The following is a 26,102-nucleotide window of genomic DNA, read 5'->3' on the forward strand; positions in this document are numbered from 1 at the left end:
TCGACAATTCATCCTCGAAGGAGAGGCGTTCCTTTGGAAGAGCTGCGCATCGAAGCCAACGGCAACCTTGGCCCCATCGATTCATCCCGTATTCCCCGCTACGCCGGAGCGGCAACCTATGCCCGCCTGCCGCGCCTGGACCAGGTGGCCAAGCCGGACATCACCGTGGTGGGCGTCCCCTTTGATTCCGGTGTTTCCTACCGCCCGGGTGCCCGCTTCGGTGCCAACCACGTCCGCGAGGCAAGCCGGCTGCTCCGCCCGTACAACCCCGCCTGGGATGTCAGCCCGTTCGAGAACTGCCAGGTGGCCGACGCCGGCGACATGGCCGTGAACCCGTTCAACATCAACGAGGCCATCGAGACTATCCAGCAGAACGCCCTGGACCTGACGGCGGCCGGCAGCAAGCTGCTCACCCTGGGCGGTGACCACACCATTGCGCTGCCGCTCCTGCGCGCCGCGGCCGAGCGCGCCGGCGGCCCCATTGCCATGCTGCACTTCGACGCCCACCTGGACACCTGGGACACCTATTTCGGCGCGGAGTACACCCACGGCACGCCGTTCCGCCGTGCTGTGGAGGAGGGCATCCTGGACACGGAGGCCATCAGCCACATCGGCACCCGCGGCCCGCTGTACGGGAAGAAGGATCTCGACGACGACCACCGGTTTGGGTTCGGCATCGTCACCTCCGCAGACGTTTACTACCAGGGTGTCCTTGAGACTGTGGCCAAGGTGCGGGACCGGATCGGGGACCGTCCCCTTTACATTTCCGTGGATATCGACGTTCTGGATCCCGCTCATGCGCCGGGAACCGGCACGCCGGAAGCCGGCGGCATAACCAGCCGGGAGCTGCTGGAGATCATCCGAGGCTTCCGCGGCATGAACCTGGTTGGCGCTGACGTCGTTGAAGTGGCCCCGGCCTACGACCACGCCGAGATCACCGGCGTGGCCGCCAGCCATGTTGCCTACGAGCTCGTTACCCTCATGGCGGACAACACCGTCGCGGGCGACCGCTTCGGTGCCGAGAGCGGCTACGCCGCCCAGGCTCTGGGCCTGGAAGCCCGCCGTCCGGCAGGGTTCGCGGCGGCCTCGCCTGCGCCGGCGGGCAATGGCGCTGTCCGTGCCGCTGTGGGGGAGTACCCCCAGTGACCGCAGTCGAGCCCGGCCCGGCGTCTGCTCCGGCAGGATCAGACGCCGGTCCTTCCGGGGCAGGCGCCGGTCCTTCCGGCGCCGGGACCGGTGTCCGCAACGGCGGGGACCTCGTCGTCGAGACCCTCGAGGCGCTGGGCGCGAAGACGGTTTTCGGCATCCCCGGCCAGCACGCGCTGGGCCTCTTCGACGCGATGGGCCGGGGCAACCTGAAGTTCGTGTCCTCCCGCGTGGAGAACAATTCTGCGTTTGCGGCGGACGGCTACTCACGTACCACGGGGGAGGTGGGCGTGCTGTTCCTGTCCACCGGGCCGGGCGCTCTGACGTCGCTCGCCGGGCTGCAGGAAGCGTACGCCACGGGTGTGCCCATGGTGGTGGTTGCCAGCCAGATCCCGCTTGAGGGTCTGGGTGCCCGCCGGAAAGGCATGCTGCACCAGCTGGATGACCAGAAGGCCTCGGCCGCCAACGTCACCAAGAGCCAACGCCTGATCCAGCACGCCTCGGGCATTCCGTCCGCCATCCAGGATGCCTGGACCGAGGCGATCTCGTCGCCGCAGGGCCCGGTGTGGCTGGAAGTCCCGCAGAATGTGCTGCTGGACCCCATCATGGTGCCGCCCGTGGAGGATGCGCTGGCCGAAGCGGCGGACAACCCGCCGCGCGTCGAGCTTGTCCGGGAAGCCGTGAAATGGCTGTCGACGGCGGAGCGTCCGGCCATCATTGCAGGCGGCGGAACCCGGCGGGGCCGGGCGGAAAAGTCGCTGCTCTCGATCGCGGAAAAGCTCCGGGCTCCCGTCATCTGCACGCCCGGCGGCAACGGAGCCTTCCCGTGGAACCATGAACTGTCGCTGCAGTCGTGGATTGAGGACCGGCATATGACGGACCTTCTGGAGGACGCGGACGTCCTGATGGTCATCGGCTCCTCGCTCGGCGAGGTCACATCCAACTACTTCACCTTCGAACCGCGCGGCAGGATCATCCAGATCGACGCCGAACCGCGCGTCCTGGAATCCAACCGGCCCGGCCTGGGCATCCGTGCCGACGCCGGCCAGGCGCTCGCGGCCCTCGATGCTTCACTGGTGGTGCCCGCCGACGCCCGGCCCGACTGGCACGGAACCACGCCCGAGGACCTTGTGCGGGAGTCACTGCGAAAGGTGAAGGAACGGCTGGAATCGCAGGACCTGGCCAAGGAACTGAAGTTCATGGCCGACATCCGCGAGGCAGTTCCGGCGGACATGCAGACTTTCTGGGACATGACCATCTCGGCGTACTGGGGCTGGAGCTGCTGGGACGCCCGCGAAGGGCAGTTCCACTCGGCCCAGGGCGCCGGCGGCCTGGGCTACGGCTTCCCGGCGGCGATCGGCGGGGCCGTGGGCCTGGAAACCGTGGGCAGGTCCGCGGCTTCGGCGCGCGTTCTCGCGGTCTCCGGCGACGGCTCGGCCATGTACTCCATCGCCGAACTCGCCACCGCCAAGCAGCACAACGTGCCCGTCACCTGGCTGATCGTGGACGACGGCGGCTACGGCATCCTCCGCGAATACATGGTGGGTGCCTTCGGCAAGGCCACCGCCACCGAACTCGCCCGGCCGGACTTCGTGAAGCTTGCGGAATCCTTCGGTGTGCCTGCCACCCGGGTGGCCCCGGAAAACGTGGGGGACGCGCTCAAGGCAGGCTTCGCCGCGGACGGCCCGAACGTCGTCGTCGTCGAAACACTGCTCAAGATGTTCGCCCCCACCCATTTGGACGCCTGACCCGCACCCTTCCGCCGCTCCTCCAGCGCGAACGGACTTGAGCACCCTCTCTCAGCGCGAACGGACATTTGCGGCCCCTTTTCCAACCGGATTCGGGGCCTTAAATGTCCGTTCGCGCTGCTGCCTTTTAAGCGCACGGGGTGCCTGGCGCGGATTGCTTAGTTCCCTAAAGCAACCATTTCTTGCTATAGTTGCCTAAGGCAAGCAATAAGGGGCAATTCATCATGGCAGTTGAGCCAAACACCGCGGCCGAACTCGTGCGTCAGATCTTTGACCTCCAGCGCGCCGTCCGGTGCGCGGCCGTCTCGAACTCGCGCGGTCTGGAGGCGGGGGTCGCGCTGCAGGGCGTCCTTCGCTTCGTGGGGGAGAAGGAGTCCCGCGCCACGCACCTGGCCGCACGGCTGGGCGTCAGCGCTCCGGTCCTCAGCCGGCACATCGCAGAGCTTGAGGAACTCGGGCTGGTCCACCGCCGGCCCGACCCCGACGACGGCCGGGCGCAACTGGTCGCCCTCACCGACGCCGGCCGCGCGAAGCTCGTCGAGATCGAGGAACACCGCGTGGCCACGCTGCAGGAATACCTCCAGGACTGGAGCCAGCAGGACGCCGCGGAGACGGCGAAAGTACTCTCCAAACTTGCGGAATCCCTGCGGGAATCCGCCCGGGCAACGGCGGCCGGCCCCATCACAACCACTACCAAACGCAAGGAGCAGTTCATTGGCTAGCCACGCTGCCGTCTCCGGGACGGCCACGTCACGCCCTTCGGCCCACCCGCCCCAGGCCCCCATGACGCACCGGCAGATCATGGAGGCCCTGACCGGGCTCCTGGCGGCCTTCTTCACCGCGATCCTCAGCAGCACCATCGTGGCCAACGCGCTGCCCACCATCATGTCCGAGCTCAAGGGCACGCAGACGGACTTCGCGTGGGTCATCACCGCCGCGCTGCTGGCCAACGCGGCCACCACCCCGGTCTGGGGCAAGCTCGCTGACCTGTTCGACAAGAAGGTCCTGGTCCAGCTCAGCATCGTGATCTTCGTGGCGGGATCGGTGATGGCCGGCCTGTCCCAGACCATCCCGCTGCTGCTGACGGCCCGCGTTGTACAGGGCATCGCCATGGGCGGCCTGACCGCGCTGGCCCAGGCGATCATCGGTTCCATGATCCCGCCACGGGACCGCGGAAAGTACTCCGGATACATGGGTGCGGTCATGGCCGTCGGCACGGCCGGCGGACCGCTGCTTGGCGGCTTCATCGTTGACAGCCCGCTGGGCTGGCGCTGGACGTTCTTCGTCTGCGTGCCGCTCGCCGTCGTCGCCCTGATCCTGCTGCAGATCACCCTCAAGATCCAGCACGTCAAGCGCCCTGCCAAGATCGACTGGCTCGGCTCCATCCTCCTGACCACCGGCGTCAGCCTGCTCCTCATCTGGGTGTCGTTCGCCGGCAACCCCGACTACTACGACTGGTGGTCCTGGCAGTCGGCACTGATGGTGGGCGGCGGCGTTGTGCTGCTGGCGCTGCTCGTGGTGGTCGAATCCAAGGTTGAGCAGCCGATCATCCCGCTGAAGATCATCTCCGAGCGCACCACCGCCCTGGCGATCTGGGCCTCCGTGGCCGTGGGCGTGGCGATGTTCGGGTCCTCGACCTTCCTGGGCCAGTATTTCCAGGTGGCACGCGGCGCAACGCCCACCGAGGCCGGCCTCCTGACCCTGCCCATGATCGCCGGCAACCTGATCGGCTCCGTGGTTTCAGGGCAGATGATCAGCCGCACCGGCAAGTGGAAGCGCTACCTGGTCGCCGGGTCCGTGCTGCTGATCGGCGGGCTGGGCCTTGCAGGCACCATGGACCACACCACGGAACTGTGGCAGTCCGGCGTCTTCACGGCGATCCTGGGCCTTGGTCTCGGCATGCTCATGCAGAACCTCGTCCTCGCCGTACAGAACACTGTTAGCGCCAGCGACATCGGCACGGCTAGTGCTTCTGTGGCGTTCTTCCGCTCCGTGGGCGGCGCGATCGGCGTGTCCGTGCTGGGCGCAATCATGGGCAACCGGGTCAAGGAACTGGCCACCCAGGGCCTTGCCGACGCCGGGATCAAGGCAGGCTCCGGCTCGTCCGGCGCCACCCTAGACCTGGCCGACATGCCTGCCCCGATCCGGGACATCATGCGGGCGGCCTACGGCGACGCCACCGCCGAGATCTTCCTGATCGCCGGCGCCATCGCGGTTGTCGCTCTCATCGCCGTGCTCCTGATCAAGGAGCAGCCGCTGCGCCGGACCGTTGACATCCGTCCGGAGGCTACTGCTGACGCTGAACCGGATGCCGAGCTGGGTTCCGGCTTGCCCGCCGCTGAGTATTCCGACGACGACCTCGAGCGTGAGTTCGCCGAAGTGCTGACCCGGCAGCTGGCCGGCGACGCCAAGGCGCCAAGCTACCAGCCCTGCCGGCAGCCGGCGGCGGAAGCCGTCCTGCCGATGAACGAACCGCCGGTGCGGGCCCGGACCATGCTGGCTGAGATGCACAACAAGCCTGCGGACCTGGTGCCGCTCATCCAGGAAACGCAGGGCCTCCTCGCGGAGCAGCAGCTTCAGCTGGCCGCGGCCCTGAGCGCCGTGGCCCGGCAGGCTGAGCAGCAGCGAACCATCGCACAGGAGCAGGCACGGGTCGGCGCCGAACTGAAGGCGCTGAACCGGCGGCTGGCCAAGGAGCGGAAGCTCCAGAGCGCCGCCGCGCACTACATCGCCTCGCACGGCAAGCACCGCGGCGAATAGCGATCGCGGGAACGGAGTTTTTGTACAGATAATGGCCGCAAAGCCCCGGCGAGAGGCCGATATCTGTACAAAAACTCTGGTTAGGCGGGCAGGGCGTACGACGGCGGGGACCGGCGTGGGGTGCCAAAGTGTCCGTTCGCGCTCGGACTTGGGGCGCCAAATGTCCGTTCGCGCTCGGGGAGTGAGTCGGCGTCGTCCGTTGGGATGATCTTCGCCCGCGACGTTTCGCACGGGCAACAGATTTCGTAGAGTTGGAAGGCTTGGGCTGTCAGACCCGTCTGCTATTACTTCTCTTAACTCATTCGCGCTCTCCCGAAGGATCCGTGAGCATGCTCGTATCCCTTATACGGCGTTACTCCAAACCGTATTTGCCTTACATCCTGGCTGTCATCGCATTCCAGCTGGCATCCACCATTGCGGCGCTCTACCTGCCCAGCCTCAACGCCCAGATCATTGACGAGGGCGTCTCCCGCGGCGACACCGACTTCATCTGGCACACCGGGGCCGTCATGCTCCTCGTGGCCTTCCTCCAGGTGGGCACCGCCATTGCCGGCGTCTACTTCGGGTCGAAGACCGCCATGGCGATGGGCCGCGATCTTCGCCGCGGGGTTTTCCGCACGGTGACCAGCTTCTCGGCCAAGGACGTGAACGCGTTTGGCGCGCCCACCCTGATCACCCGCGGCACAAATGATGTCCAGCAGGTCCAGATGCTGGTGCTGATGGGCCTGAACTTCATGGTGTCCACGCCCATCATGTGCGTCGGCGGCATCATCATGGCCCTGCGCGAGGACATCAACCTTTCCTGGCTGGTCTGGGTCTCGGTCCCCATCCTCATTGTGGTGGTCGGCTACATCGTGGTGCGCCTCATGCCCCTGTTCCGTTCCATGCAGACGAAGATCGACCGCATCAACGAGGTCCTGCGCGAACAGATCATCGGCATCCGCGTGGTCCGTGCTTTCGTCCGGGAACCGTATGAGACGGAGCGCTTCGGCCAGGCCAACAAGGAACTGACGGACGTGTCGCTCAAGATCGGTGCACTGTTCGTCCTGATGTTCCCTGCCATCGGCATGATCCTGCACCTGTCCACCGCCGCCGTGCTCTGGTTCGGCGGCCAGCGGGTGGACGCCGGCGACATGCAGGTCGGCTCCCTGACAGCGTTCCTGCAGTACCTGCTCCAGATCCTCATGGCGGTCATGATGGGCACCTTCATGGCCATGATGATTCCGCGCGCGTCTGTCTGCGCGGACCGCATCGGCGAGGTGCTCGACGTCGAACCGTCAATCCACGACCCCCAGCAGCCGGTCACGCCCCGACAGTTGGAGGGCGTGGTGGAGTACCGCAACGTCACGTTCGCCTACCCCGGGGCCGAAGCCCAGGTCCTGAGCAACATCAGCTTCACCGCCCGGCCAGGGGAGACGGTGGCCATCATCGGCTCCACCGGGGCCGGGAAGACCTCCCTGCTGTCACTGCTGCCGCGACTCTACGACGTGGCCGACGGCGAGGTGCTCCTCGACGGCGTCCCGGTCAGCCAGTTGGACCGGGCGGAAATCACCAAGCGGGTGGCCCTCGTTCCGCAGCGGCCCTACCTGTTTTCCGGAACCATCGAACACAACCTCCGCTTCGGCAAGCCTGAGGCTACCGACGACGAACTCTGGGATGCGCTGCATGTGGCCCAGGGCGACGGTTTCGTGAGGGAAAAGAACAGCGGGCTTGCGTCCCGCATCGCCCAGGGCGGCACCAACGTGTCCGGCGGCCAGCGCCAGCGCCTGTGCATCGCGCGCGCCCTGGTCACCAAGCCCAAGGTGTACCTCTTCGACGACTCGTTCTCAGCACTGGACGTCGCCACCGACGCCCGGCTGCGTGCCGCCCTCAAGCGCACCACCACCGACGCCACGGTCATCATCGTCGCGCAGCGCATTTCCACCATCACGGAAGCGGACCAGATCCTGGTGCTGGACAACGGCAGGATCGTGGACCGTGGAACGCACGAGGAACTCCTCGAAACGTCGCCCACCTACCAGGAAATTGTTGAGTCCCAGCTGAGCGTGGAGGAAGTGGCATGAGCGCCGACAAGAAGGGCACCAGCCAGATCCCAGGCACCAGCCAGGACCGCGGCACCAGCATGGATGAAGCGAAGCTTCAGGGCCAGGCTGCCACGGAAGCTCCGGCCCTCGAAGACGACGACTTCGTCGAGGAGGAGTACAAGCCGGGCGAGGCCGACGGCGGCATGTTCGGCGCGATGCCCGCCAAGAAGGCCCAGCATTTCTGGCCGTCCGCCAAGCGCCTCATGGGCCTGCTGAAACCGGAAGCCGCCGGTATCTACGTCGTGGTGGGCATGGTGATCGTCTCCGTGATCCTCAACGTCATCGCGCCCAAGGTGCTGGGCCAGGCCATGGACGTCATCTTCGGCGGCGTGGTGGGCAAGCAACTGCCCGCCGGCGTCAGCAAGGACCAGTTCGTCGAGGGGCTGCGGGCCCAGGGCCAGAACAACTTCGCGGACATGGTCTCCCGGATGGAGCTCGTGCCCGGAACCGGCGTCGACTTCCAAAAGCTGACCGTCCTGATTTCGGCCGTGCTGCTGATGTACTTCGTGGCCAACATTTTCCTGTGGCTCCAGGGCTATGTCCTCAACAGGATCGTCATGAAGGTGATCCGACAGCTCCGCGACGACACGGAAAAGAAGCTCAACCGGCTGCCGCTGAACTACTTCGACACCCGCCAGCGCGGTGACGTGCTCTCCCGGGTAACCAACGACGTCGACAACGTCCAGCAGGCGCTGCAGCAGGCGTTCGCCCAGCTCATCAGCTCAGTGCTGACCGTGGTCGGCATCGTCATCATGATGTTCATCGTCTCTTGGCAGCTGGCCCTGATCGCCCTCATTGCGCTGCCGCTTTCCGGTGCCGCGGCCGGCGTGATCGGCGCCCGCAGCCAGAAGCTGTTCGCAGCGCAGTGGAAGAACACCGGTGAGCTGAACGGCCAGATCGAGGAATCCTTCTCCGGGCATGACCTGGTGCGGGTCTTCGGCCGCGACACCGACATGCTGGAACGTTTCGAGGAGCGCAACGAGGCCCTGTACAAGGCCAGCTTCGGCGCGCAGTTCGTGTCCGGCATCATCTTCCCCGTGATGCAGTTCGTCTCCTACCTCAGCTACGTCGGCATCGCCGTCGTGGGCGGCCTGCGGGTCGCCTCGGGCAGCATGAGCCTGGGCGACGCCACGGCCTTCATCCAGTACTCGCGCGAGTTCACCCAGCCGCTGGGGCAGATGGCGGGCATGGCCAATATGCTGCAGTCCGGTGTTGCATCCGCCGAGCGCGTGTTCGAGTTCCTGGACGCGGATGAGCAGGACGCCGAGACCGCCACGCGGCACCTGCCGGCCAAGACAGACGGCCACGTGGAGTTCCAAGACGTCACGTTCAGCTACACGCCGGACAAGCCGCTGATCGAAAACCTGTCCTTCACCGCGGAGCCGGGCCACACCGTGGCCATCGTCGGACCCACCGGTGCGGGCAAGACCACCCTCGTTAACCTGGTCATGCGCTTCTATGAGCTCAACGGCGGTTCCATCACGCTCGACGGCGTGGACGTCACCCAGCTGAGCCGGGCGGAGCTGCGCTCCAAGGTGGGCATGGTGCTGCAGGACGCCTGGCTGTTCGGCGGCTCCATCTACGACAACATCCGGTACGGCAAGCTGGACGCCACCGAGGACCAGGTCATGGCGGCGGCCAAGGCCACGTTCGTGGACCGCTTCGTCCGGGCGCTGCCCGACGGTTACGACACCGTCATTGACGAGGAGGGCAACAACGTCAGCGCCGGTGAAAAGCAGCTCATCACCATCGCCCGCGCCTTCGTGGCCAACCCGTCGCTGCTCATCCTGGACGAGGCAACCAGTTCGGTGGACACCCGCACGGAACTCCTGGTGCAGAAGGCCATGGCCGCGCTGCGCACGGACCGGACCAGCTTCGTCATCGCGCACCGCCTGTCGACGATCCGCGACGCCGACACCATCCTGGTCATGGAGAACGGCAAGATCGTGGAGCAGGGCAACCACCAGACCCTCCTCGCCGCAGAAGGCGCCTACTACCGGCTGTACATGTCGCAGTTCGCCGGCACGGATGCCGAGGAGACGCCCGTGGACGATTCGACGGCGGTGCGCAGCTGACCGCCGCGAACCCCGGAGGCGGCCACGCGGACTCCCAGCGCATTGAGGTACTCGTGCCCATGCGCTGGGGGGACATGGACGCCTACGGGCACATCAACAACGTGCAGATCGTCCGCATGCTGGAGGAGGCGCGCATCGCTGCCTTCGGCCCGCCCGCCGGTGCCGGGCTGCCCGGGATAGATCCCCACGTGTCGCTGTTCAACGAGGTTCCCAAGGGGACCATGGCGCTCGTGGTGGACCACCGGATCCGGTACGTGAAGACCCTCGAGTACCGCAACGTTCCGGCGGCGGTCCAGGTATGGGTCGGGGCCGTCAAGGGCGCGAGTTTCGACATTCACTACCTTGTGCAGGACCCGGTAACTGGCGACGATTGTGTGAAGGCCTCAAGCCACTTGGCCTTTGTCGATGAAGCCACCGGAAGGGTACTGCGGCTGACTCCGGAGCAGAAGCAGCTGCTGGAGCCCTTCATTGAGCGCAAGGAGCATTGACTGTGAAAACGAAGCGCGCGGGAACGTGGGACCTGGGAACGAAAAAAGCAGGTTGGAAGAAGAACAAGTCCTGGAAGGAACTTCCGCCTGCTGCCCGCGCCGGCACCATCGTGATTGGAGCCGCGCAGCTCGCTTTCCTCGCGGCGGCCCAGCGCGACCTTTCGCGCCGGCCCGCCGAGCAGATCCGCGGCTCCAAGATGTTCTGGCGGCTGGCCACGCTGATCAACTTCATCGGCCCGGGCTGCTATTTCGCCTTCGGCCGGAAGCGGCTGCCGGCTGTTACCGGGAAGTAGCTTTCGGGGCGACCATGGTGCTCGCGCTCAGGTTAACCCTGTAAATTTGAACGCATGACCCCCGCCCCAAAGCCTGCCATGCACCGCGCCCTCGGAATCTCCAAAGAGATCGAAGACGCCGCGTGGTTCGTGCTTGGCGCGGGGCTGCAGGGCAGGCCGTCGGCGCTGGACGGCCGCACACAGACGTGGACGGCAGAGGCCGCGGCGGAACTGCTGGAACGGCTTGAGCGGGGAGTCGCGGACGCCAAGGCCCCGATGATGACCAACCTGCGGCACAACCTGGCGGACGCGTCCCCTTCCGCGAAGCAGCTGGCCGTGGAGCTCCTGTTCCTGCAGTCCCTGCCGCTGGCGCACGAGGTCAAGTCGCTCAAGGTCAAGCGGGCCCGCGTCGCCGAGGCGGCGTCCTGGCTCGAGCCGCCCCTGCAGCTCCCGGAGGAGCTGTACCAGGGCATGACCGACCACGGCGTCATCCGCGACCGGACTGCCGAGTTCAACTGGACAATATGGGACCACCTGAAATGGCTCTGCCGGTTCGTCCAGAACGTCGACCGGCAGTCCGCCGCCGTCATCAATAAGGCGCTGAAGGATCCGCTGGCGTTCCACCTGCTGGCGGCCGGCACTCCCGAGGACCAGCCGGCCATCCGGCGCAGCATCGAATACCTCGCCTGGCCCAGCTACTTCGAGCCGGTGGTGGCCGACATCGAACGCCAGGAGATCAGGGACGCCTTCGCCTCCCTCGTCGGCGGGGCCAAGGGGGACAGCGAGGAGGAAATCACCGCCGACATCCGCCGCATCCGCCTGCACCTGGATGAGCAGGCCGGCCAGCGCATCGACTGGTACGCCCGGCAGCTGGTGAGCCAGTGGCGGAAGGTCGGGGATCCCGGCCGCCGCGCCTGGCTGCTGCGCACCCACCACGACAACGCCGACCTCCTGGCTACTTGGCAGGCAGAGGAGAAGGTGACGCTCGACGTCGAACACCTCCGCCTGCTCGACGCCGGCGTTACCGCCGGGCTGGTCCAGCACGCCGTGGACGAGGACTACAAGCACCTCGGCTATGTGGAGCGGGAGGACACCAAAACCGCCGTCTTCGCCTTCCTGACCGTGATGAAGCCGGGCGACTTCGCCCTGTACCAGAACGCCGGAGCCGTCCGGATCGGCGTCGTGCTCGGGGAACCGGACCATAACGGGGACAACCGGCGGATGCGCCGCAAGGTGCGCTGGTTCGACGAAGCCCACGCCGTGACCGACCTGCCGCGGCACATTCAGCGCCAGCTGGCCACCCCGGGCATCGTCGTCGACGTCACCCGGGTGGTGCAGGCACTGCAGGCGCTGCTGCCCGCCGAGGCGGAAACCGAGCCCGACGCCGATGAGTCACCGGCCACCGTCGCCCTCCCCGTGCTGGGCGGCTTCCGTCCGGTGACGCGGGAGTTCGCGGACTCCCTCCATATGGAGGTGGAGCCGCTGCAGGAGATCGCCGATCTGCTGGAGGAGAACCGGCAGTTGGTGCTGTACGGCCCGCCGGGAACCGGCAAAACCTACCTCGCCAAGCACCTCGCCGCCGAGCTGGCGCAGGACAGCACCGACGAGCGGGTGAAGCTCGTTCAGTTCCATCCGTCCTACGCCTACGAGGACTTCTTCGAGGGGTACCGGCCGGACAAGACCGACGAAGGCCAGGTTTCGTTCAAGCTTGTGGCCGGGCCGCTGCGCCGGCTCGCGGAGGAGGCGGCGAAACCGGGCAACGAGTCGAAGCCGTACTTCCTGATCATCGACGAGATGAACCGCGCCAACCTGGCCAAGGTGTTCGGCGAGCTGTACTTCCTGCTGGAATACCGGGATGACCGGATCTACCTGCAGTACAGCCCCAACGAGCCGTTCACGCTCCCGGACAACCTGTACATCATCGGCACCATGAACACCGCGGACCGCTCCATCGCGATGATGGACGCCGCGATCCGCCGCCGCTTCGCGTTCATCGAACTGCACCCGCAGACCGAGCCGGTGAAGGGGTCGCTGCTGCGGTTCCTGGAGGCCCGGCAGCTGGACACGACGCCGGCGCTGCTGCTCGACGCGCTCAACCAGGCCATCGACGAGTGGGACCGGGACCTCATGATCGGGCCGTCCTACTTCATGAAGAAGGCCGCGCAGACCCCAGCCGGTCTGCGCCGGATCTGGAAGTACGAGCTCATGCCGCTGCTGGAGGAGCACTACCACGGGCAGCTGAACCGGGCCCAGCTGGAAGAGCGCTTCGGGCTGGACCAGCTGCTGGGGCGCCTTGCGGCTCGCTAGCCCCGCCGGCTTCGGTGTGTCTGCCGGCTCCGCGCGGCCCGGAACCGGCGGCGGCCGCGGCTCTGCCCAAGCACTGCGGCACATCGTCCTGGACGAACTCTCCGGCGGCACCGTGGAGAAGCTCGACGCCGAAAGCGCCGCCTTCCTGAACTCCAGCGGCCTGGCCAAGGCAACGCCGATGGGCATGGGACTGTTCCGGATCGAGCCCGTCGGCATGGTGGGGTCCGTGCGCACCCCGCGGGTGCAGCTTGATGTGCGTCCCAAGGACCGGCTCGGGCTGAGCCGGCTGCTCTTTCTGCTGAGCCACGCCGGGGACCAGGGCTTCCGCGACGACACCGTGGCGGCCGACGAGGACGCCGAGCTGTGGAGCGCGTTGGCGGCATCGCTGGTGCAGCTCGCCGAGCGTGCCCTGCAGCGAGGCGTCCTGCAGGGCTACGTCACCGTCGACGAGTCGCTCCGCACCGTCAAGGGCCGCATCCGCATCTCGGACCAGATATCGCGCCGGCCCGGAATGCTCGTGCCGCTGGAAGTGTCCTACGACGAGTTCACCGAGGACATCCCGGAGAACCGCATCCTGCGTGCCGCACTCGAGCGCATGTCCCGTGTCCCGGGCGTTCGCCCCGATGTGCTGAGCCGCCTGCGGCAGCTGAAGGGAAAGCTCGACGGCGTCACCCGCCTCCACTCCGGTGCTCCGCTTCCGCCGTGGCGGGCCAGCCGGATGAACCTCCGCTATCACTCGGCGCTGAGGCTCTCCGAGGTGATCCTGCGCAATGCTTCCGCGGAGGCGGGGGAGGGCAAGCAGCAGACGGCGTCCTTCGTCGTCGACATGGGCAAGGTCTTCGAGGATTTCGTCGGCGCGGCGCTGCGCCGGGCCATGGCGGCCTTTCCCGGCGAGATGAGGCTGCAGTACAACGCGCTGCTGAACGAGGCGGTCCGGGACTCGGACCGGCTGACCGTGCGCCCGGATGCCGTGCACCTGCTGGGCGGCCGGCCGGTGGTGGTATACGACGCCCAGTACCGCGCGGGCACTGACCGTGGCGCATCCCTGTCGGCGGACCATTTCCAGATGCTGGCCTACTGCACTGCCTTGCGCGTGCCCACCGCCTGGCTGGTCTACGCGGGGGCCGGTGAGGTGAAGCTGAGGCGGATACTCAACACCGACATCGACATCGTCGAGTTTCCCCTCGATCTTTCCCGGCCGCCGTCGGAGATCCTGGCAGCGGTCGCCGACCTTGCCGAGCAGTCCTGGGGAGAAGTGGTGCGCCAGGCGAGCCTCGGCCGCTAGTCCTGGGGATCCCCCGGCTCGCCGTGCAGCTCCGAACCGTGCAGGGAGAGCAAATGCTCGAGGAGGGCCTTCTCCGGAGATCCGGCATTGTGCGCCAGGCAATGCCGAAGGTGGCTTCTGGCGTCGGCGCCGTCCGGGTCACTGTCGTCGAGCACATCCGAGATGATGCCCAGGACCTGCCGCCGGAGTGGATCGGATGTGGGGTCAGTAATGGTGTCCTGCCGCGCGTCAGAGTCCCGCGCGTCAGAGTGCGGAACGTCGGGTGGGAGAAAGCTGTGGGCATCCAACTGCAGGTAATCCGTCATCATGATCACTCATTACTTCGACTTTCCGGTTCAACCTTGAGCTCTGAACGGGCCAAGGCTGCTGCGCGAACATTGCACTGACCTGGATGAACAATATCCCAAGACAGACAGGTCTGTCTCGCATTTTGGGTTAGACTGTTTGTAATGGCAGAGGTACCCAGCTCCGAGCCGTGGAGCACCGGGAGAATTCCTTCCGCAGGGCTTCAGACTGGACCGCAGCCGGCCGCCACGCCGGGTGTCCCGCTCACACCGGGAGGCCGGACGTATGGCGAGGAGATTGCGGCGTCCGGTGCTACCAGCATGCATGAACGAATCGTCAACGCGGCCTACGACCTCTTTGCCCGCCGTGGCGTCCGGGACGTCGGCATCAATGAACTCATCCGCAGCTCCGGCGTCGCAAAGGCCACCTTCTACCGCCACTTCGCGTCCAAGGACGAGCTGGTACTGGCGTTCCTCGAGAAACGCGACCAGGTGTGGACCGTCAACGCCATCGTGGGGGAGGCCCGGCGCAGGGCGGACACCCCCGAGCAACAGCTGCTTGCCATCTTCGATGTCTTCTCCGACTGGTTCCACCGCACCGACTTTGAAGCCTGTTCCTTCATCAACGTGCTGCTGGAGATGGGCGCCTCGCATCCGCTAGGACGCGCCAGCATCGACTACCTCGCCAAGATCCGCGGTCACGTGAAGCAGCTGGCGGACGAGGCCGGGCTGCAGCGGACCGACGACTTCTCCCGGTCCTGGCACATCCTCATGAAGGGCTCGATCATCTCCGCGGCGGAGGGCGACCTTGACGCCGCCCGGCGCGCCCGCCGGCTGGCCGGCTGGCTAATCGAGGACCACCGGGCGTAACCCGCAGAGGACGCAGCCACCCGCCAAACGCCGCGGTCAAGAACTCAGTTCTGCACCGGCACCGCAAACGTAAACGTGGTGCCTTTCCCGACTTCGCTTCGCAGCGAGACCCTGCCCCCGTGGGCTTCCACGATGGCCTTGCTGATGGACAGCCCCAGCCCGACGCCGGGAATCGCCGAATTGCGGACGGCTGCGGACCGGAAGAACTTGGCGAAGACCTCCTCCTGGTCCTGCTGGCTCATCCCCATGCCTGTATCGCTCACGCTGCACGTTATGTGGCCGGCCTCAGCGCGCAGCGACACCACCACGTCGCCGCCGTCGGGAGAGTATTTGATGGCGTTCGATACGAGGTTATCCAACACCTGCGAGATACGAGCGGCATCGACGTGGGCCTCCAGCCTCTCCGGGGCGTCGGCGCGCAGGTGGATGCCGGATTCCGCGGCGCGCGGCAGGGCGGCGGTGACGCTGGTGCGCACCAGCTCGGCCACGTTCACGGCCTTCGGGGTGACCAGCAGTTGGCCGTTGCGGCTGGAGAGCAGGTCCGAGACCAGCGTGAGCAGCCGCTCCGAGTTCCGCCGGATGATTTCCAGGGGGCCGCGCTGGGAGTCGGTGAGGTCGTCGTCGTCGTCCAACAGAAGCTCGACGTAACCAAGAATCGAGGTGAGCGGGGTCCGGAATTCGTGGGAGACGTTGGAGACGAAATCGTCCTTGGCAGCCAGGGCATTCACCAGTTCGGTGACGTCGCTGAACACAATGACGGAGCCGGCGAAGTTCCCGTCCTGGTCCTTCATGGGCCTCGCACTGGTGGAGATGGCACGCTGTTCGGCGCCCGCTCCGAGCCACACCAGGTAGTCGGTAAATTGCTCGCCGAGGACAGCGCGCCGGACGGGCCGCTGGTGGACGGGGACCAGGGTTGTCCGGTCGGCGGAGAACACCAGCAGCTGTGACTCATTCGGGTCGTCGATGGTAGGCGGCGTTGCCAGCAGGTGGTGCTTGCGCTGCTTGCGGTTCATCAGGATGTCATGGCCCTGCGCATCGACGGCGAGGACGCCCAGGTGCACCGTGTCCAGGACCGTGTTCAGCAGCCGTTCCTGGCGCTTGCTTCTGGACAGCACGCCGCGGAGCTGCGAGTCCTTTTCTTCCAGGTCGCGCTGCTGCTCCTCCAGGTCCCGCTGCTGCCGGACCATGCTGAGCGTCATGACGGACACGGTCACGCCGATGCCCAGCATCATCACCGGCAGCAGGAAGGAGCGCGCCAGGTCCTGGCCGGAGACGGCGCCGTGGAGAAACAGCGGCACCCAGATGATTCCCAACGGACCGAAGAAGGATAGTGCCACCGCGGCTTTGGGGAACAGCCCGGAGGCGCACAGCCAGATGACCGGAAAAACGGCCATGAGGCTGAGTCCCGTCAGGCTGTCCTGGCCGCCTTCCCTGCCCAGGCAGATCGACACCAGGTCCAGGAGAGGTATTGCCAGGAAAGACGGATACGGCAGCCGGTGCCAGGGCACGGCGTAGCAAAGGATCAGTATTACTGCCTGTGACAGCAGAAAACTGATGAAAAGGGGATGGAGCAGCGTTTCAGGGAAGAACGCCAGAATAAGAAAAGCTGTGATTCCTGCCGTCACGGAGAGCGGCATGTGGCTCAGCATCACCCTGACCCGCAGGGAATACTCGTGGAAGGGCCGGCGGAAGAGCAGGATCCTGCCGGAGGAATCCTTCCAGGCGATACTGCTCATGGGCGCGGGTCCATCCGGACGGGGCGTGAGAAACGCATAGGAGCAGGATATCCGCCGGGAGCTATACTGCAGACGGGATGTAGCGGGCTGAGGGGGCTGCGATGGGTGATACACGCGTGGGACTGGTCATCGAGGATGACCATGACATTCGCGAACTGGTACGCGTTGTTCTGACGCAGGCCGGTTTTGAGGTGCGCGCGGCAAGCAGCGGAGCCGAGGGCGTACTTGCCGCCAGGGAACTGGACCCGGCGGTCATCACGCTCGACCTCGGACTGCCGGACATCGACGGTTTTGAAGTCGCCCGGCAGATCCGCCAATTCTCCGACGCCTACATCGTCATGCTCACAGCCCGCGCAGAGGAGCTGGACACCCTGATCGGCCTTGAGTCGGGCGCGGACGACTACCTCACCAAGCCGTTCCGTCCGCGCGAGCTGCGTGCCCGCGTTGCGGCCATGATGCGGCGTCCGCGTTCGACGCCGGATCTCGCCGAAGAGGCCGGCTCACCTTCCGCCGCCGCGAACGAGGGGCGGAAGTACACGCACAACGGCCTGGACCTGAGCTACGAATCCAGGACCGTCGCCGTCGACGGCCAGGAGCTGAGTCTGACCCGCACTGAGTTCGACCTGCTGCATGCCCTGCTCGAGGCGGGCCGCATGGTCCGTACCAAAGCGGATCTGGTGCGCCGCCTGCGGGACGAACCGTACGACGTCGGAAGCTACATCAGCGAGGCAGACGAGCGGTCCGTTGAGGTTCACATGGGCAACCTGCGCAAGAAACTCGGCGACTCCGCACAAAATCCGCGCTGGCTGCAGACCGTCCGCGGCGTGGGCTACCGGCTGGCTCCGGCTGAGCACTGAGCTGAGCCTCGCTTAAGTTGGGTCAACCGGCCGCGAGGAACAGCTCCAGCTGTTTCTCGACGGCGGACAGGTCCCTGAGTTCGCACTCCCAGACGGTGAGCACCTCCCAACCGTCGTTTTCGAGCTGACGGCGCTGGCTGGCGTCACGGTCCCGCGTGCGGGTGCGTTTCGTTTCCCAAAATTCGGCGTTGGCCTTGGGGGCGTGCTGGCCCACTTTGCAGTCGTGGAAGTGCCAGAAGCAGCCGTTGACGAAGATGACCTTGCGCCGGCCGGCGAAAACGAGATCGGGGTTGCCGGGCAGCTTGATGCCGCGCGAGGCGCCGTGCAGGCGGTACCGGTAGCCCTTGGCGTGCAGGAGGCTGCGCACCAGTAGTTCGGGCTTCGTGTTCTTGCCCCGGATCCGGGACATGTTCCAGCTGCGCTGCTCAGGTGTCAGCCGGTCCGCCATATTTCCAGTCTAGGCCGGCAGCCCTGCTAGAAATCGCGCTCCGGTTGCTCGCCAAACTTGAAGTGCCGGCCGCTCACGGAGCCGGGATCGATCTCGACGTAGAAGTCCTTCAACGTGGGTACCCAGGATGCGAGCCCCAACTCTTCGGCCTCGGCAATCTCAGCTGACTTGCTCAGGACACGGGCCGTGCCGCGGAGCACCACGGACCACGCCTGGTCCGACATGATGCCGTCCGTCTCGAACAGGACCTTGTTGTTGATGGTTACCTGGGCGAGCTTGTTGCCCGGCGCGGTACGGAAGAACAGCTTCCTCCGGCTGGTCACGTAGTTGACAGGGAAGATATCGGGCTCACCCGCCACAGTGACCACCAGGCGGCCGTGCTTGGTGCCCTCCAGAAGCTGCCAGCACTGCTCTTCGTCGAGGACCAGGATGGGATCGCCGTCGGTGTGGTTGAACATCATGCGCTCCATTCTTCTACAGCTTGTAGAAAAACGATAGTGGTATGGACGGATTTTCCCAGTAACCGCCGTGGTGCGCTACGGGGCGAGCTGTGGCTTGACGGTCTTGTTGGTTCTTTACATCGCTGTAATACGGCCGGAACCGTGCTGTCGCACGGCGTGACTAGCGTCGGCGAAGACAAACCGGTGACGAAAGCGGATGCCTCATGACGAATGACCTGAAGGACAGCGAACTGTTGGAGAACCCGGGCGGCGGTTCCGCCGTCGGACGTGCCGGCGTCGGGCTGGAGACCAAGCGGCCCCGCGCGGCCGGCAAAATAGCGGCCGGCAACACGGACGCCATGACCGCCACGAAGGAGAGCCTGGAGGATTACACGCTCCGGTTCGCGCCGCGTTCCTACCGCAAGTGGAGCGCCGGCGTGGTGGCGACGAGTGCGCTGGGAGGAATTGCCTACCTGGCTGATTTCTCGATTGGGGCGAATATCGGGATTGCCTACGGCACGGTGAATGCGATTCTCGGGATTGTCGTGGCCGCCATAATTATCTTTGCCACGGGATTTCCGCTCGCCTATTACGCGGCCCGCTACAACATTGATCTGGATCTGATTACCCGCGGTTCCGGCTTCGGCTATTACGGTTCCGTGGTGACGAACGTGATTTTTGCGACCTTCACGTTTATCTTCTTCGCGCTGGAAGGATCGATCATGGCGCAGGGCCTCGAACTGGGGCTCGGAATTCCGCAATGGCTGGGCTACGCCGCGTCGACGATCATCATCATTCCGCTCGTCATTTACGGGATGAACACTTTGGCCAAACTGCAAGTGTGGACCACCCCGCTGTGGCTGCTCCTCATGGTGGTTCCGGTTGGCTACCTGCTGGTGTCCCACCCCGGCAGTATCGATGACTTCTTCGCTTACACCGGAAGTTCCGGTGCTGCGGGCACCAACCTGGCATCGGTCATGCTTGCGGCCGGCGTCTGCCTGTCGCTGATGGCGCAGATCGCGGAGCAGATCGACTACCTGCGGTTCATGCCGCCCAAGACCGCCGAGAACAAGGGTGCGTGGTGGCGTGCCGTGATCCTCGCCGGGCCTGGCTGGGTTCTCTTCGGTGCGGTCAAGCAGATCGTGGGCATGTTCATTGCCGTTTACCTGATCGCCAAGCTGGATCCGGCGGCCTCGGCCACAGCGAATGAGCCGGTGCACCAGTTCCTCGGCGTCTACGAGGAGATGATGCCGGCGTGGCTCGCGATGAGCCTCGCCGTGGTGCTGGTGGTCATTTCCCAGATCAAGATCAACGTCACCAACGCCTACTCCGGCTCGCTGGCGTGGACCAACAGCTTCACCCGCGTGACCAAGACCTACCCCGGACGCATGGTGTTCGTGGCGGTTAACCTGCTGATTGCGCTGGTCCTGATGGAAGCCAACATGTTCGACTTCCTCAATACGATCCTGGGCTTCTATGCCAACTGCGCCATGGCCTGGGTGGTGACGGTGGCCGCGGACATCGCCATCAACAAGTACGTCCTGAAGATCTCACCGAAGACCCCCGAATTCCGGCGCGGCATGCTGCATGCCGTGAACCCGGTGGGATTTGTGTCCATGCTGGTTTCTGCGGGGGTGTCCATCGCAGTGTTCTTCGGCGCCTTTGGTTCCGGCATCCAGCCGTACTCGCCGATTTTCGCGGTGGGGCTGGCGCTGGTCCTGCCGCCGGTTCTGGCGGTCCTGACCAAGGGCAAGTACTACCTGCGCCGTTCGGATGACGGTATTGACCTGCCAATGTTCGACGCCGACGGGAACCCCAGCGACGCCAAACTGCTCTGCCACGTTACCGGGATTGAGTTCGAACGTCCTGACATGGTGCGCTCTGCCCAGGACGGGCCCGACGGCGAACCCCAGTATGTTTCATCGCTCGCCTTGTCCACGGATAAGACGGGGGAGTTGATCCTGCCGGCGCAGCCGCGGGGGTAGGGCCATGTAGGGCACCATGATGGTGGCGCCATTATTGGGACAGAAGCGGGTCCGGTGAGAATCTCACCGGACCCGCTTTGAGTTGCGCCCTGGGTGTTTCACGCGGCGCTTATGGGGCTGTGGATAACTTTGAGCCGAAAAGTGTGACCTCAGTTACCCTTTAACCATTGTTCGGACACAGACGTCTTGAAACCTATCCGGGGGGATTAGCGCATGACTTCTCGTACCTGCATTTCTGAACGCCTCCGTCTGCCATTAATCTCCGCCGTCGCTGTGTCCGTCATTGCGCTCAGCGGCTGTAGCGGGGGTGCGGGCCCCCAGGCTGGTCCTACCGCCACGGCCGTGGTGTCGCCAGCCCAGTCCGCTTCCGGTTCGGCATCTGCCACGCCTAGTGCCACTCCCACGCCCAAGCCGACGCCGGTGTACAAGCCTGCCGACGCCAAGGGAAGAGCGCAGAACGTCCCCGTGCCGGTCAAACCAGCCTTGGCGGACAAGAATACGAAAGAGGGACTGGAGGCGTTTGCCAAGTACTGGTTTGCCTTGTTGAATTACGGCTTCGAGACGGGCGACTTATCGTCTTGGGAGGGGCTAACCTCAGGTTCCTGCGAGTTCTGCAACGTTCTCAAAAGGAGCGTTGCGGTCGGGTACAAAGAGGGACGCTGGCAGGTCGGTGGTCGGCTTTCGACTCCGTCCGTAGAGCCGAACTTTAAGTCCGGAGCGGCGAGTCAGCAGGTTGTGGTGCAAGTCATTCAGGAGGAAACGCAATACTACAAAGCGGATAAGAGCGTAGGCAGGAGTCCTGCCGCTGGATCAAATACAGCTTCGGTAGTTATTGCGACATACTCAGGCGGACACTGGGCTGTTTCCGATCTTCATCCGATTCGCTAGGCGGCGAAGAAATGGGCCGGAGAACGACTGCTTCAGTGACTCTTGCCGTACTGCTGTCGTTTAGCCTGCAGCAGCAAGCTCAAGCAATTGACGACGACTACGGCGGTTCGGCCACCTACGGTGAAGCGCACATCATTGCCGACGGTTGGGTCCGAGATGCAGCGGCGGATGAATTTCTTCCTGCCCCGCCGGGCCACATCAATAACGACCCGAACCAATACAACGCTTTTCCTCAGTGCCAAGTGGACGACGGCAACTTAGCTATTGATTGCTTGGCAAAGCAGCGCGTGTGTCCACCGAGAGCCGATGGGAAGCCAGGCGTTCCGGTGATCTGGAAGGTCGCACCTAGGTCGGTAGAGAATCCTACTTGGACGGACTGGAAAGGAAATGGCGGCGGCCCCACGTGTCTCTACGACAGGAACGCCGAAGACCTTCTACCCAGAATCGCGGCTCGCATTCAGAAGGAATTCGATAGGCTGCCCGTCATCCCGGGAACGTTGACCGCGCAGCCCAGCCCGCATACTCTCCGTGGCGCCGAGACCAACTTCTACGCCAAAGCCACAGAGCAGTTATTCGACATCACCATCCTGGCCCAAAAAATTCACATCATCGCCAAACCTGTCCAATACCGCTGGGACTACGGTGACGGGACATCGCTTGGCCCCACGACCACGATGGGCGGCCCGCTCCCACAGGACCGCTGGGGTGAGAAGACCCGGACCAGCCACGCCTACGCAGCCACCGGCGACTTTAGCGTCGTCCTCGCCACCTACTTCCAGGGAACCTACTCCGTAAATGGCAGGCCGGATCTTCCCATCCCGAATCAGGGCCAGTTCAGCTCTCCGGCCCAGACAGTGAGCGTTTGGCGCTCGGTAACGCGCAATTATGCGGACGACTGTCTGACCAATCCGCGGGGTGAGGGCTGCCCGGGTTCGGCTGGATGAAAGGCCGGTGACATAACTGATTTCGCGTCGCCCACTCAAAGTGACATTCTGGCGACCCGTATGACTCGGGCGAGACCGTGACCAGCAACGTCGACGGGCGTCACGCCCGCCGAATCGACTGATTTCGTATGCGTCAGCGCCAGAACTCGGTGAGCTCTTCGGCAAGGGCTCTGCCTTGGTTGTAACCGGCTCGAGCAGCGGGCGGCCGCAGCGACAGATCCATCGCATTGGCGCCGAACATGTGCTCAGAGTTGCTATCCGGGAAGATCGTTTCGACTCTGCTGCCGCGTGCGCGTAGCTCGTCGATCTGTGTTGCGAGATGCATGCCCCAGTCCACCGGCGTCCGTGTTCTGCCGCCGAAGGGCGAGAGCACCAGCACCCGCGCGTATCCGGCTGCCAGATCGGCATTCTCGGCGTTGGATCGGTAGCCGCCGTCGATGTATCGGCGGTCGCCGATCCTGTAGGCGAAGCCACTGGCACAGCTTGCGGCGACGGCGTCCACCAAGTCGACGCCGCTATGGCGGTCGAACACGACCGGTTCACCGGTAGAGGCATCGACGGCCGTGACGAGCGTCCGCCGTTGCGGCCAAAGCTGACTGGGAAGCCGGGCGGCGACGGTAGCGCGCCACCGCGTTTGCCCGGAACCGTCTGACGCCGCATCCATTTCCAGTGCCGCCGCGCCCATTCTGCGGCGCATGTCGGCCGCATCCTCAGCGGCGGCGATGATTGCGCCCGTTCTCTCCATATGGTCCGCCGCGGCCCTGATCGGAACGCGTCCACCGTCGGATCCGACCGGACCGGTCCGTTGCTGGGGTACCGCGGCAAGGATCGCGGCAAGCAGCTCGCCCGGGGGTGCGCCAGCTATCTGGGCGGCGGCCGTCGATCCGGCCGACGTCCCGATGACCAGATCAGCGTCGGTCACATCGAGCCCGGCCTCGAACAGGCCGGCGATGACGCCAATCAACCACGCGTTGCCTGTCGATCCGCCGCCACCAAGGACTAAAGCCCGCTGGCCCGCGGCCCGCACCCGCTTTGTGGCGTCGACTTGCGGCTGATCCTGGTAGGACTTCGGCCGGTCGGAGGCCGTCGTCGAGGTGGAGTGAAGAATTGAAGAAGGTGTTGTGTTCATGGGAGTCGCCTTTCGCGAATTGCCTGTTAGGCGCTCCCGGTGGCGACTAGCTCAGTCGCGCGATCGTGGACTGCAGGGGAGCACCCGGTGCGGATACTGCGTTCATGGGTCTCACCTCCTGCCGATAGTTCACGATCACGGGAATGATCGCACACCAGTGTCGCGGTGCGCAATGGCATTAAGCCGGCTGCCGCATCGCTGTCGAATGCACCATGGCTCGCTGCTTGGGCTGGTGAACTCCGCCACACCCGGAATTGTTGCACACGCTAGGCAGTTACAGCTGGTGAACCTAATGCATTCTGAAAGGAACTCCGCATGCTGTTTTCCCCGCTGACTCTCGGCGAGCTCGAACTTCCCAACCGCCTCGTCATGGCACCGCTGACCCGTGTCCGTACCGGCCAGGAGGGCGTCCCCGGGCCGCTCGTGGCGGAGCACTACCGCCAGCGTGCGTCGCTCGGCCTGATCGTCAGCGAGGGAATCTACCCCAGCCCGGCCGGCCGCTCCTACCCGGGTCAGCCCGGGCTGGCGACCCCCGAGCAGATAGCCGGCTGGAAGAAAGTCACCGACGCAGTCCACGCCGAGGGTGGCCGGATTTTTGCCCAGATCATGCACGGCGGACGCGTCTCGCACGAGGACATCAACGGCGGCCACCGCGTCGTGGCCCCCAGTGCGATCGCCGTCGAAGGTGAGACGCGGACCTACAACGGCAAGCAGCCGCACCCGGTCCCGCACGAGCTTTCCACTGACGAGCTGCCCGTCGTCCGCGAGGAAATCGTCACGGCGTCGCGCAACGCCATTGAGGCCGGGTTCGACGGCGTTGAGCTGCACTCCGCCAACGGTTACCTTCTCCATGAGTTCCTGGCGCCGAACACCAACGTCCGCACCGACAGCTACGGCGGCTCGCCCGAAAACCGCGCCCGCTTCGTAATCGAGACGGTGAACGCCGTCGTGGAGGCGCTGGGTGCCAACCGCGTCGGCATCCGGATCTCGCCCGAACACAACGTCCAGGGCATCGAAGAGACCGATGCCGCCGACGTCCGGGCAACCTACGAAGTGCTGGTCAACTCCATCGCCCCGCTGGACCTGGCCTACCTGAGCATCCTGCACGCCGAGCCGACCGGCGACCTGGTCCAGGACCTGCGGTCACGCTTCAACGGCACGTTCCTGGTCAACACCGGCTTCGGCGTCATCACCACTCGCGAGGAAGCACTGTCGCTCGTGGCCGACGGCCACGCGGACGCCGTCGTGGTGGGCCGGCCCGCCATCGCCAACCCGGACCTCGCCCGCCGCTGGCGCGAGGGCCTGCCGCTGAACGAGCCGGACCAGTCCACGTTCTACGGCGAGGGCGCCAAGGGCTACACCGACTACCCGGTGTACCAGCCGGCCTAGCCCTGGCACTGCTCCGTCCCGAGCCTCGTAAGTAACCACTGGAACCGCCCGTTCGCCGGGCGGTTCCAGTGGTTTGGCTGGGTGAGACGCAGCCGGGTGTGTCATTCGCGGGACTACCTCGCGGCGTTCCCTGAGGCGTCCCTATAGGATCTGATCATGCAAAAAGCGTCCAACGGCACCCGCGCCGGGAACCGGCCCGAGGATCAGACCGGGCTCAAGGGAGGCAGGACCGTCAGCCGCCAGGTCCTGGCCGACCACGTCTACGAGGAGTTGCTGGCCTCGCTCATGGACGGCAGGCTGGAACCCGGTGCCGCCGTCAGCATTGACGGAACTGCCCGCGAACTGGACGTTTCCCCGACCCCTGTCCGCGAGGCACTGGCTCGCCTGGAACACACCGGCATGGTCCGGAGGGTGGCGCTCAAGGGTTACCGTGTGGCGCCGGTGTTCACCCGCGAGGACTTCGCGGATCTCATGGAGGCCCGCCTCGCGATCGAGCCGGTCAACGCCCGCCTTGCCTGCACGCGCCTGAACCCGCACCGCCTCGGCGAGCTTGAACAGACAGTCGCCGACCTGAAGTCCGCGCCGCGCGGCCCGTCCTTTGCCGAGTACAAGGACTACCTCGAGGCCGACGAGCGCTTCCACCAGCTGATTGCCCAGCAGACTGACAACCAGTTCCTCCTAGGTGCGTACGCTGCGCTAGGCGGACAGGTTCAGCGCTTCCGGCTTTTCGGCGGCGTAGGCATCACAGACGCTGAGTACGCCATCGCCGAGCATCAGTCCGTCCTGGACGCACTGTCCAGCGGCGATCCTGAGAAGGCCGAAGCCGCCATGGCGGTCCACATTCAGAAGGTCCGCGAACGCGCCATGGCGGACGCCCCGGAGGAGTAGCAGCGGCCGCCGTGCTGAGCGGCAGCAACCCGCGCTTCAGGCCCGCGCACCCCAAAGTAGGTAGCAGCAGAGGGCGTTC

Annotated in this window: 22 protein-coding genes; 17 read left to right on the top strand and 5 right to left on the bottom strand. The window is 65.4% G+C overall.

Translation table 11 applies throughout. The features are described from left to right. Positions 1-33 precede the first annotated feature (33 nt). From speB to J7I85_RS04730, 10 genes are all read left to right on the top strand, one after another. The gene (speB, locus tag J7I85_RS04685) at positions 34-1,146 is read left to right on the top strand and encodes an agmatinase (protein WP_214847270.1); all 1,113 of its coding nucleotides are present in this window, start codon (positions 34-36) and stop codon (positions 1,144-1,146) included. After that, a complete protein-coding gene (locus J7I85_RS04690) occupies positions 1,143-2,894 on the top strand; it encodes a thiamine pyrophosphate-binding protein (protein WP_214847272.1) in 1,752 nt (583 codons plus the stop codon). The genes speB and J7I85_RS04690 overlap by 4 nt, the downstream gene beginning before the upstream one ends. A gap of 224 nt (positions 2,895-3,118) precedes the next feature. Continuing rightward, the gene (locus tag J7I85_RS04695) at positions 3,119-3,616 is read left to right on the top strand and encodes a MarR family winged helix-turn-helix transcriptional regulator (RefSeq protein ID WP_214847274.1); all 498 of its coding nucleotides are present in this window, start codon (positions 3,119-3,121) and stop codon (positions 3,614-3,616) included. A gap of 61 nt (positions 3,617-3,677) precedes the next feature. Further along, positions 3,678-5,654, top strand: a complete 1,977-nt coding sequence (locus J7I85_RS04700) for an MDR family MFS transporter (protein WP_251023945.1) — start codon at positions 3,678-3,680, stop codon at positions 5,652-5,654. A gap of 329 nt (positions 5,655-5,983) precedes the next feature. Then, on the top strand, positions 5,984-7,717 hold the full coding sequence (locus tag J7I85_RS04705; protein WP_214847347.1) for an ABC transporter ATP-binding protein: 1,734 nt from the start codon (positions 5,984-5,986) through the stop codon (positions 7,715-7,717). Next, positions 7,714-9,813: an ABC transporter ATP-binding protein gene (locus J7I85_RS04710; RefSeq protein WP_374102434.1), complete on the top strand. Its 2,100-nt coding sequence runs from the start codon at positions 7,714-7,716 to the stop codon at positions 9,811-9,813. Before J7I85_RS04705 ends, J7I85_RS04710 begins: the two co-directional genes overlap by 4 nt. 59 nt (positions 9,814-9,872) lie before the next feature. Further along, positions 9,873-10,301, top strand: coding sequence for a thioesterase family protein (locus tag J7I85_RS04715; RefSeq protein WP_102973233.1), 429 nt, complete (start codon positions 9,873-9,875; stop codon positions 10,299-10,301). A 2-nt stretch (positions 10,302-10,303) separates the two neighbouring features. Then, entirely contained in the window at positions 10,304-10,594 is a 291-nt protein-coding gene (locus J7I85_RS04720; protein ID WP_308159391.1) for a hypothetical protein, read from the top strand. A 54-nt stretch (positions 10,595-10,648) separates the two neighbouring features. After that, positions 10,649-12,880, top strand: a complete 2,232-nt coding sequence (locus J7I85_RS04725; protein ID WP_214847279.1) for an McrB family protein — start codon at positions 10,649-10,651, stop codon at positions 12,878-12,880. A gap of 88 nt (positions 12,881-12,968) precedes the next feature. Next, entirely contained in the window at positions 12,969-14,165 is a 1,197-nt protein-coding gene (locus J7I85_RS04730; protein ID WP_214847359.1) for an McrC family protein, read from the top strand. On the opposite strand, the gene J7I85_RS04735 is transcribed toward J7I85_RS04730, so the two are convergent. Continuing rightward, positions 14,162-14,473, bottom strand: coding sequence for a hypothetical protein (locus J7I85_RS04735; RefSeq protein WP_214847281.1), 312 nt, complete (start codon positions 14,471-14,473; stop codon positions 14,162-14,164). The two genes, J7I85_RS04730 and J7I85_RS04735, sit on opposite strands and share 4 nt — an antisense overlap. A gap of 297 nt (positions 14,474-14,770) precedes the next feature. Between J7I85_RS04735 and J7I85_RS04740 the strand changes: the two genes are divergently transcribed. After that, positions 14,771-15,319 carry a TetR/AcrR family transcriptional regulator gene (locus J7I85_RS04740; RefSeq protein WP_214847365.1) on the top strand — a complete coding sequence of 183 codons (549 nt, stop codon included), beginning with the start codon at positions 14,771-14,773 and terminating at the stop codon, positions 15,317-15,319. Positions 15,320-15,363: 44 nt separating this feature from the next. Here the strand turns inward: J7I85_RS04740 and J7I85_RS04745 are convergent, their stop codons facing one another. Next, on the bottom strand, positions 15,364-17,055 hold the full coding sequence (locus tag J7I85_RS04745) for a cell wall metabolism sensor histidine kinase WalK (protein WP_214847283.1): 1,692 nt from the start codon (positions 17,053-17,055) through the stop codon (positions 15,364-15,366). A 101-nt stretch (positions 17,056-17,156) separates the two neighbouring features. Between J7I85_RS04745 and J7I85_RS04750 the strand changes: the two genes are divergently transcribed. Next, the gene (locus J7I85_RS04750; RefSeq protein ID WP_214847285.1) at positions 17,157-17,912 is read left to right on the top strand and encodes a response regulator transcription factor; all 756 of its coding nucleotides are present in this window, start codon (positions 17,157-17,159) and stop codon (positions 17,910-17,912) included. Between the two features lie 22 nt (positions 17,913-17,934). On the opposite strand, the gene J7I85_RS04755 is transcribed toward J7I85_RS04750, so the two are convergent. Beyond that, the gene (locus J7I85_RS04755) at positions 17,935-18,360 is read right to left on the bottom strand and encodes a very short patch repair endonuclease (protein ID WP_214847287.1); all 426 of its coding nucleotides are present in this window, start codon (positions 18,358-18,360) and stop codon (positions 17,935-17,937) included. A 26-nt stretch (positions 18,361-18,386) separates the two neighbouring features. Continuing rightward, positions 18,387-18,821 carry a pyridoxamine 5'-phosphate oxidase family protein gene (locus J7I85_RS04760; protein ID WP_214847290.1) on the bottom strand — a complete coding sequence of 145 codons (435 nt, stop codon included), beginning with the start codon at positions 18,819-18,821 and terminating at the stop codon, positions 18,387-18,389. 203 nt (positions 18,822-19,024) lie between these two features. On the opposite strand from J7I85_RS04760, the gene J7I85_RS04765 reads away from it, so the two are divergent. From J7I85_RS04765 to J7I85_RS24875, 3 genes are all read left to right on the top strand, one after another. Next, complete coding sequence (locus J7I85_RS04765; RefSeq protein ID WP_214847292.1) at positions 19,025-20,785, top strand: cytosine permease; 1,761 nt, start codon at positions 19,025-19,027, stop codon at positions 20,783-20,785. A gap of 213 nt (positions 20,786-20,998) precedes the next feature. Next, positions 20,999-21,673 (top strand): DUF6318 family protein, encoded by a 675-nt coding sequence (locus J7I85_RS25885; protein ID WP_374102435.1) that lies wholly within the window; start codon positions 20,999-21,001, stop codon positions 21,671-21,673. 35 nt (positions 21,674-21,708) lie between these two features. Then, complete coding sequence (locus J7I85_RS24875; RefSeq protein ID WP_308159393.1) at positions 21,709-22,617, top strand: hypothetical protein; 909 nt, start codon at positions 21,709-21,711, stop codon at positions 22,615-22,617. Between the two features lie 133 nt (positions 22,618-22,750). On the opposite strand, the gene J7I85_RS04775 is transcribed toward J7I85_RS24875, so the two are convergent. Further along, positions 22,751-23,746 (bottom strand): patatin-like phospholipase family protein, encoded by a 996-nt coding sequence (locus J7I85_RS04775; protein WP_214847293.1) that lies wholly within the window; start codon positions 23,744-23,746, stop codon positions 22,751-22,753. Between the two features lie 315 nt (positions 23,747-24,061). On the opposite strand from J7I85_RS04775, the gene J7I85_RS04780 reads away from it, so the two are divergent. Together J7I85_RS04780 and J7I85_RS04785 are read left to right on the top strand one after the other, a co-directional pair. Beyond that, positions 24,062-25,135: an alkene reductase gene (locus J7I85_RS04780; protein WP_214847295.1), complete on the top strand. Its 1,074-nt coding sequence runs from the start codon at positions 24,062-24,064 to the stop codon at positions 25,133-25,135. 156 nt (positions 25,136-25,291) lie between these two features. Further along, on the top strand, positions 25,292-26,023 hold the full coding sequence (locus tag J7I85_RS04785; RefSeq protein ID WP_214847298.1) for a GntR family transcriptional regulator: 732 nt from the start codon (positions 25,292-25,294) through the stop codon (positions 26,021-26,023). Positions 26,024-26,102: the final 79 nt, after the last annotated feature.

The organism is Arthrobacter sp. ISL-65 (genome assembly GCF_018613795.1).
In the GTDB taxonomy this organism is placed as follows: domain Bacteria; phylum Actinomycetota; class Actinomycetes; order Actinomycetales; family Micrococcaceae; genus Arthrobacter.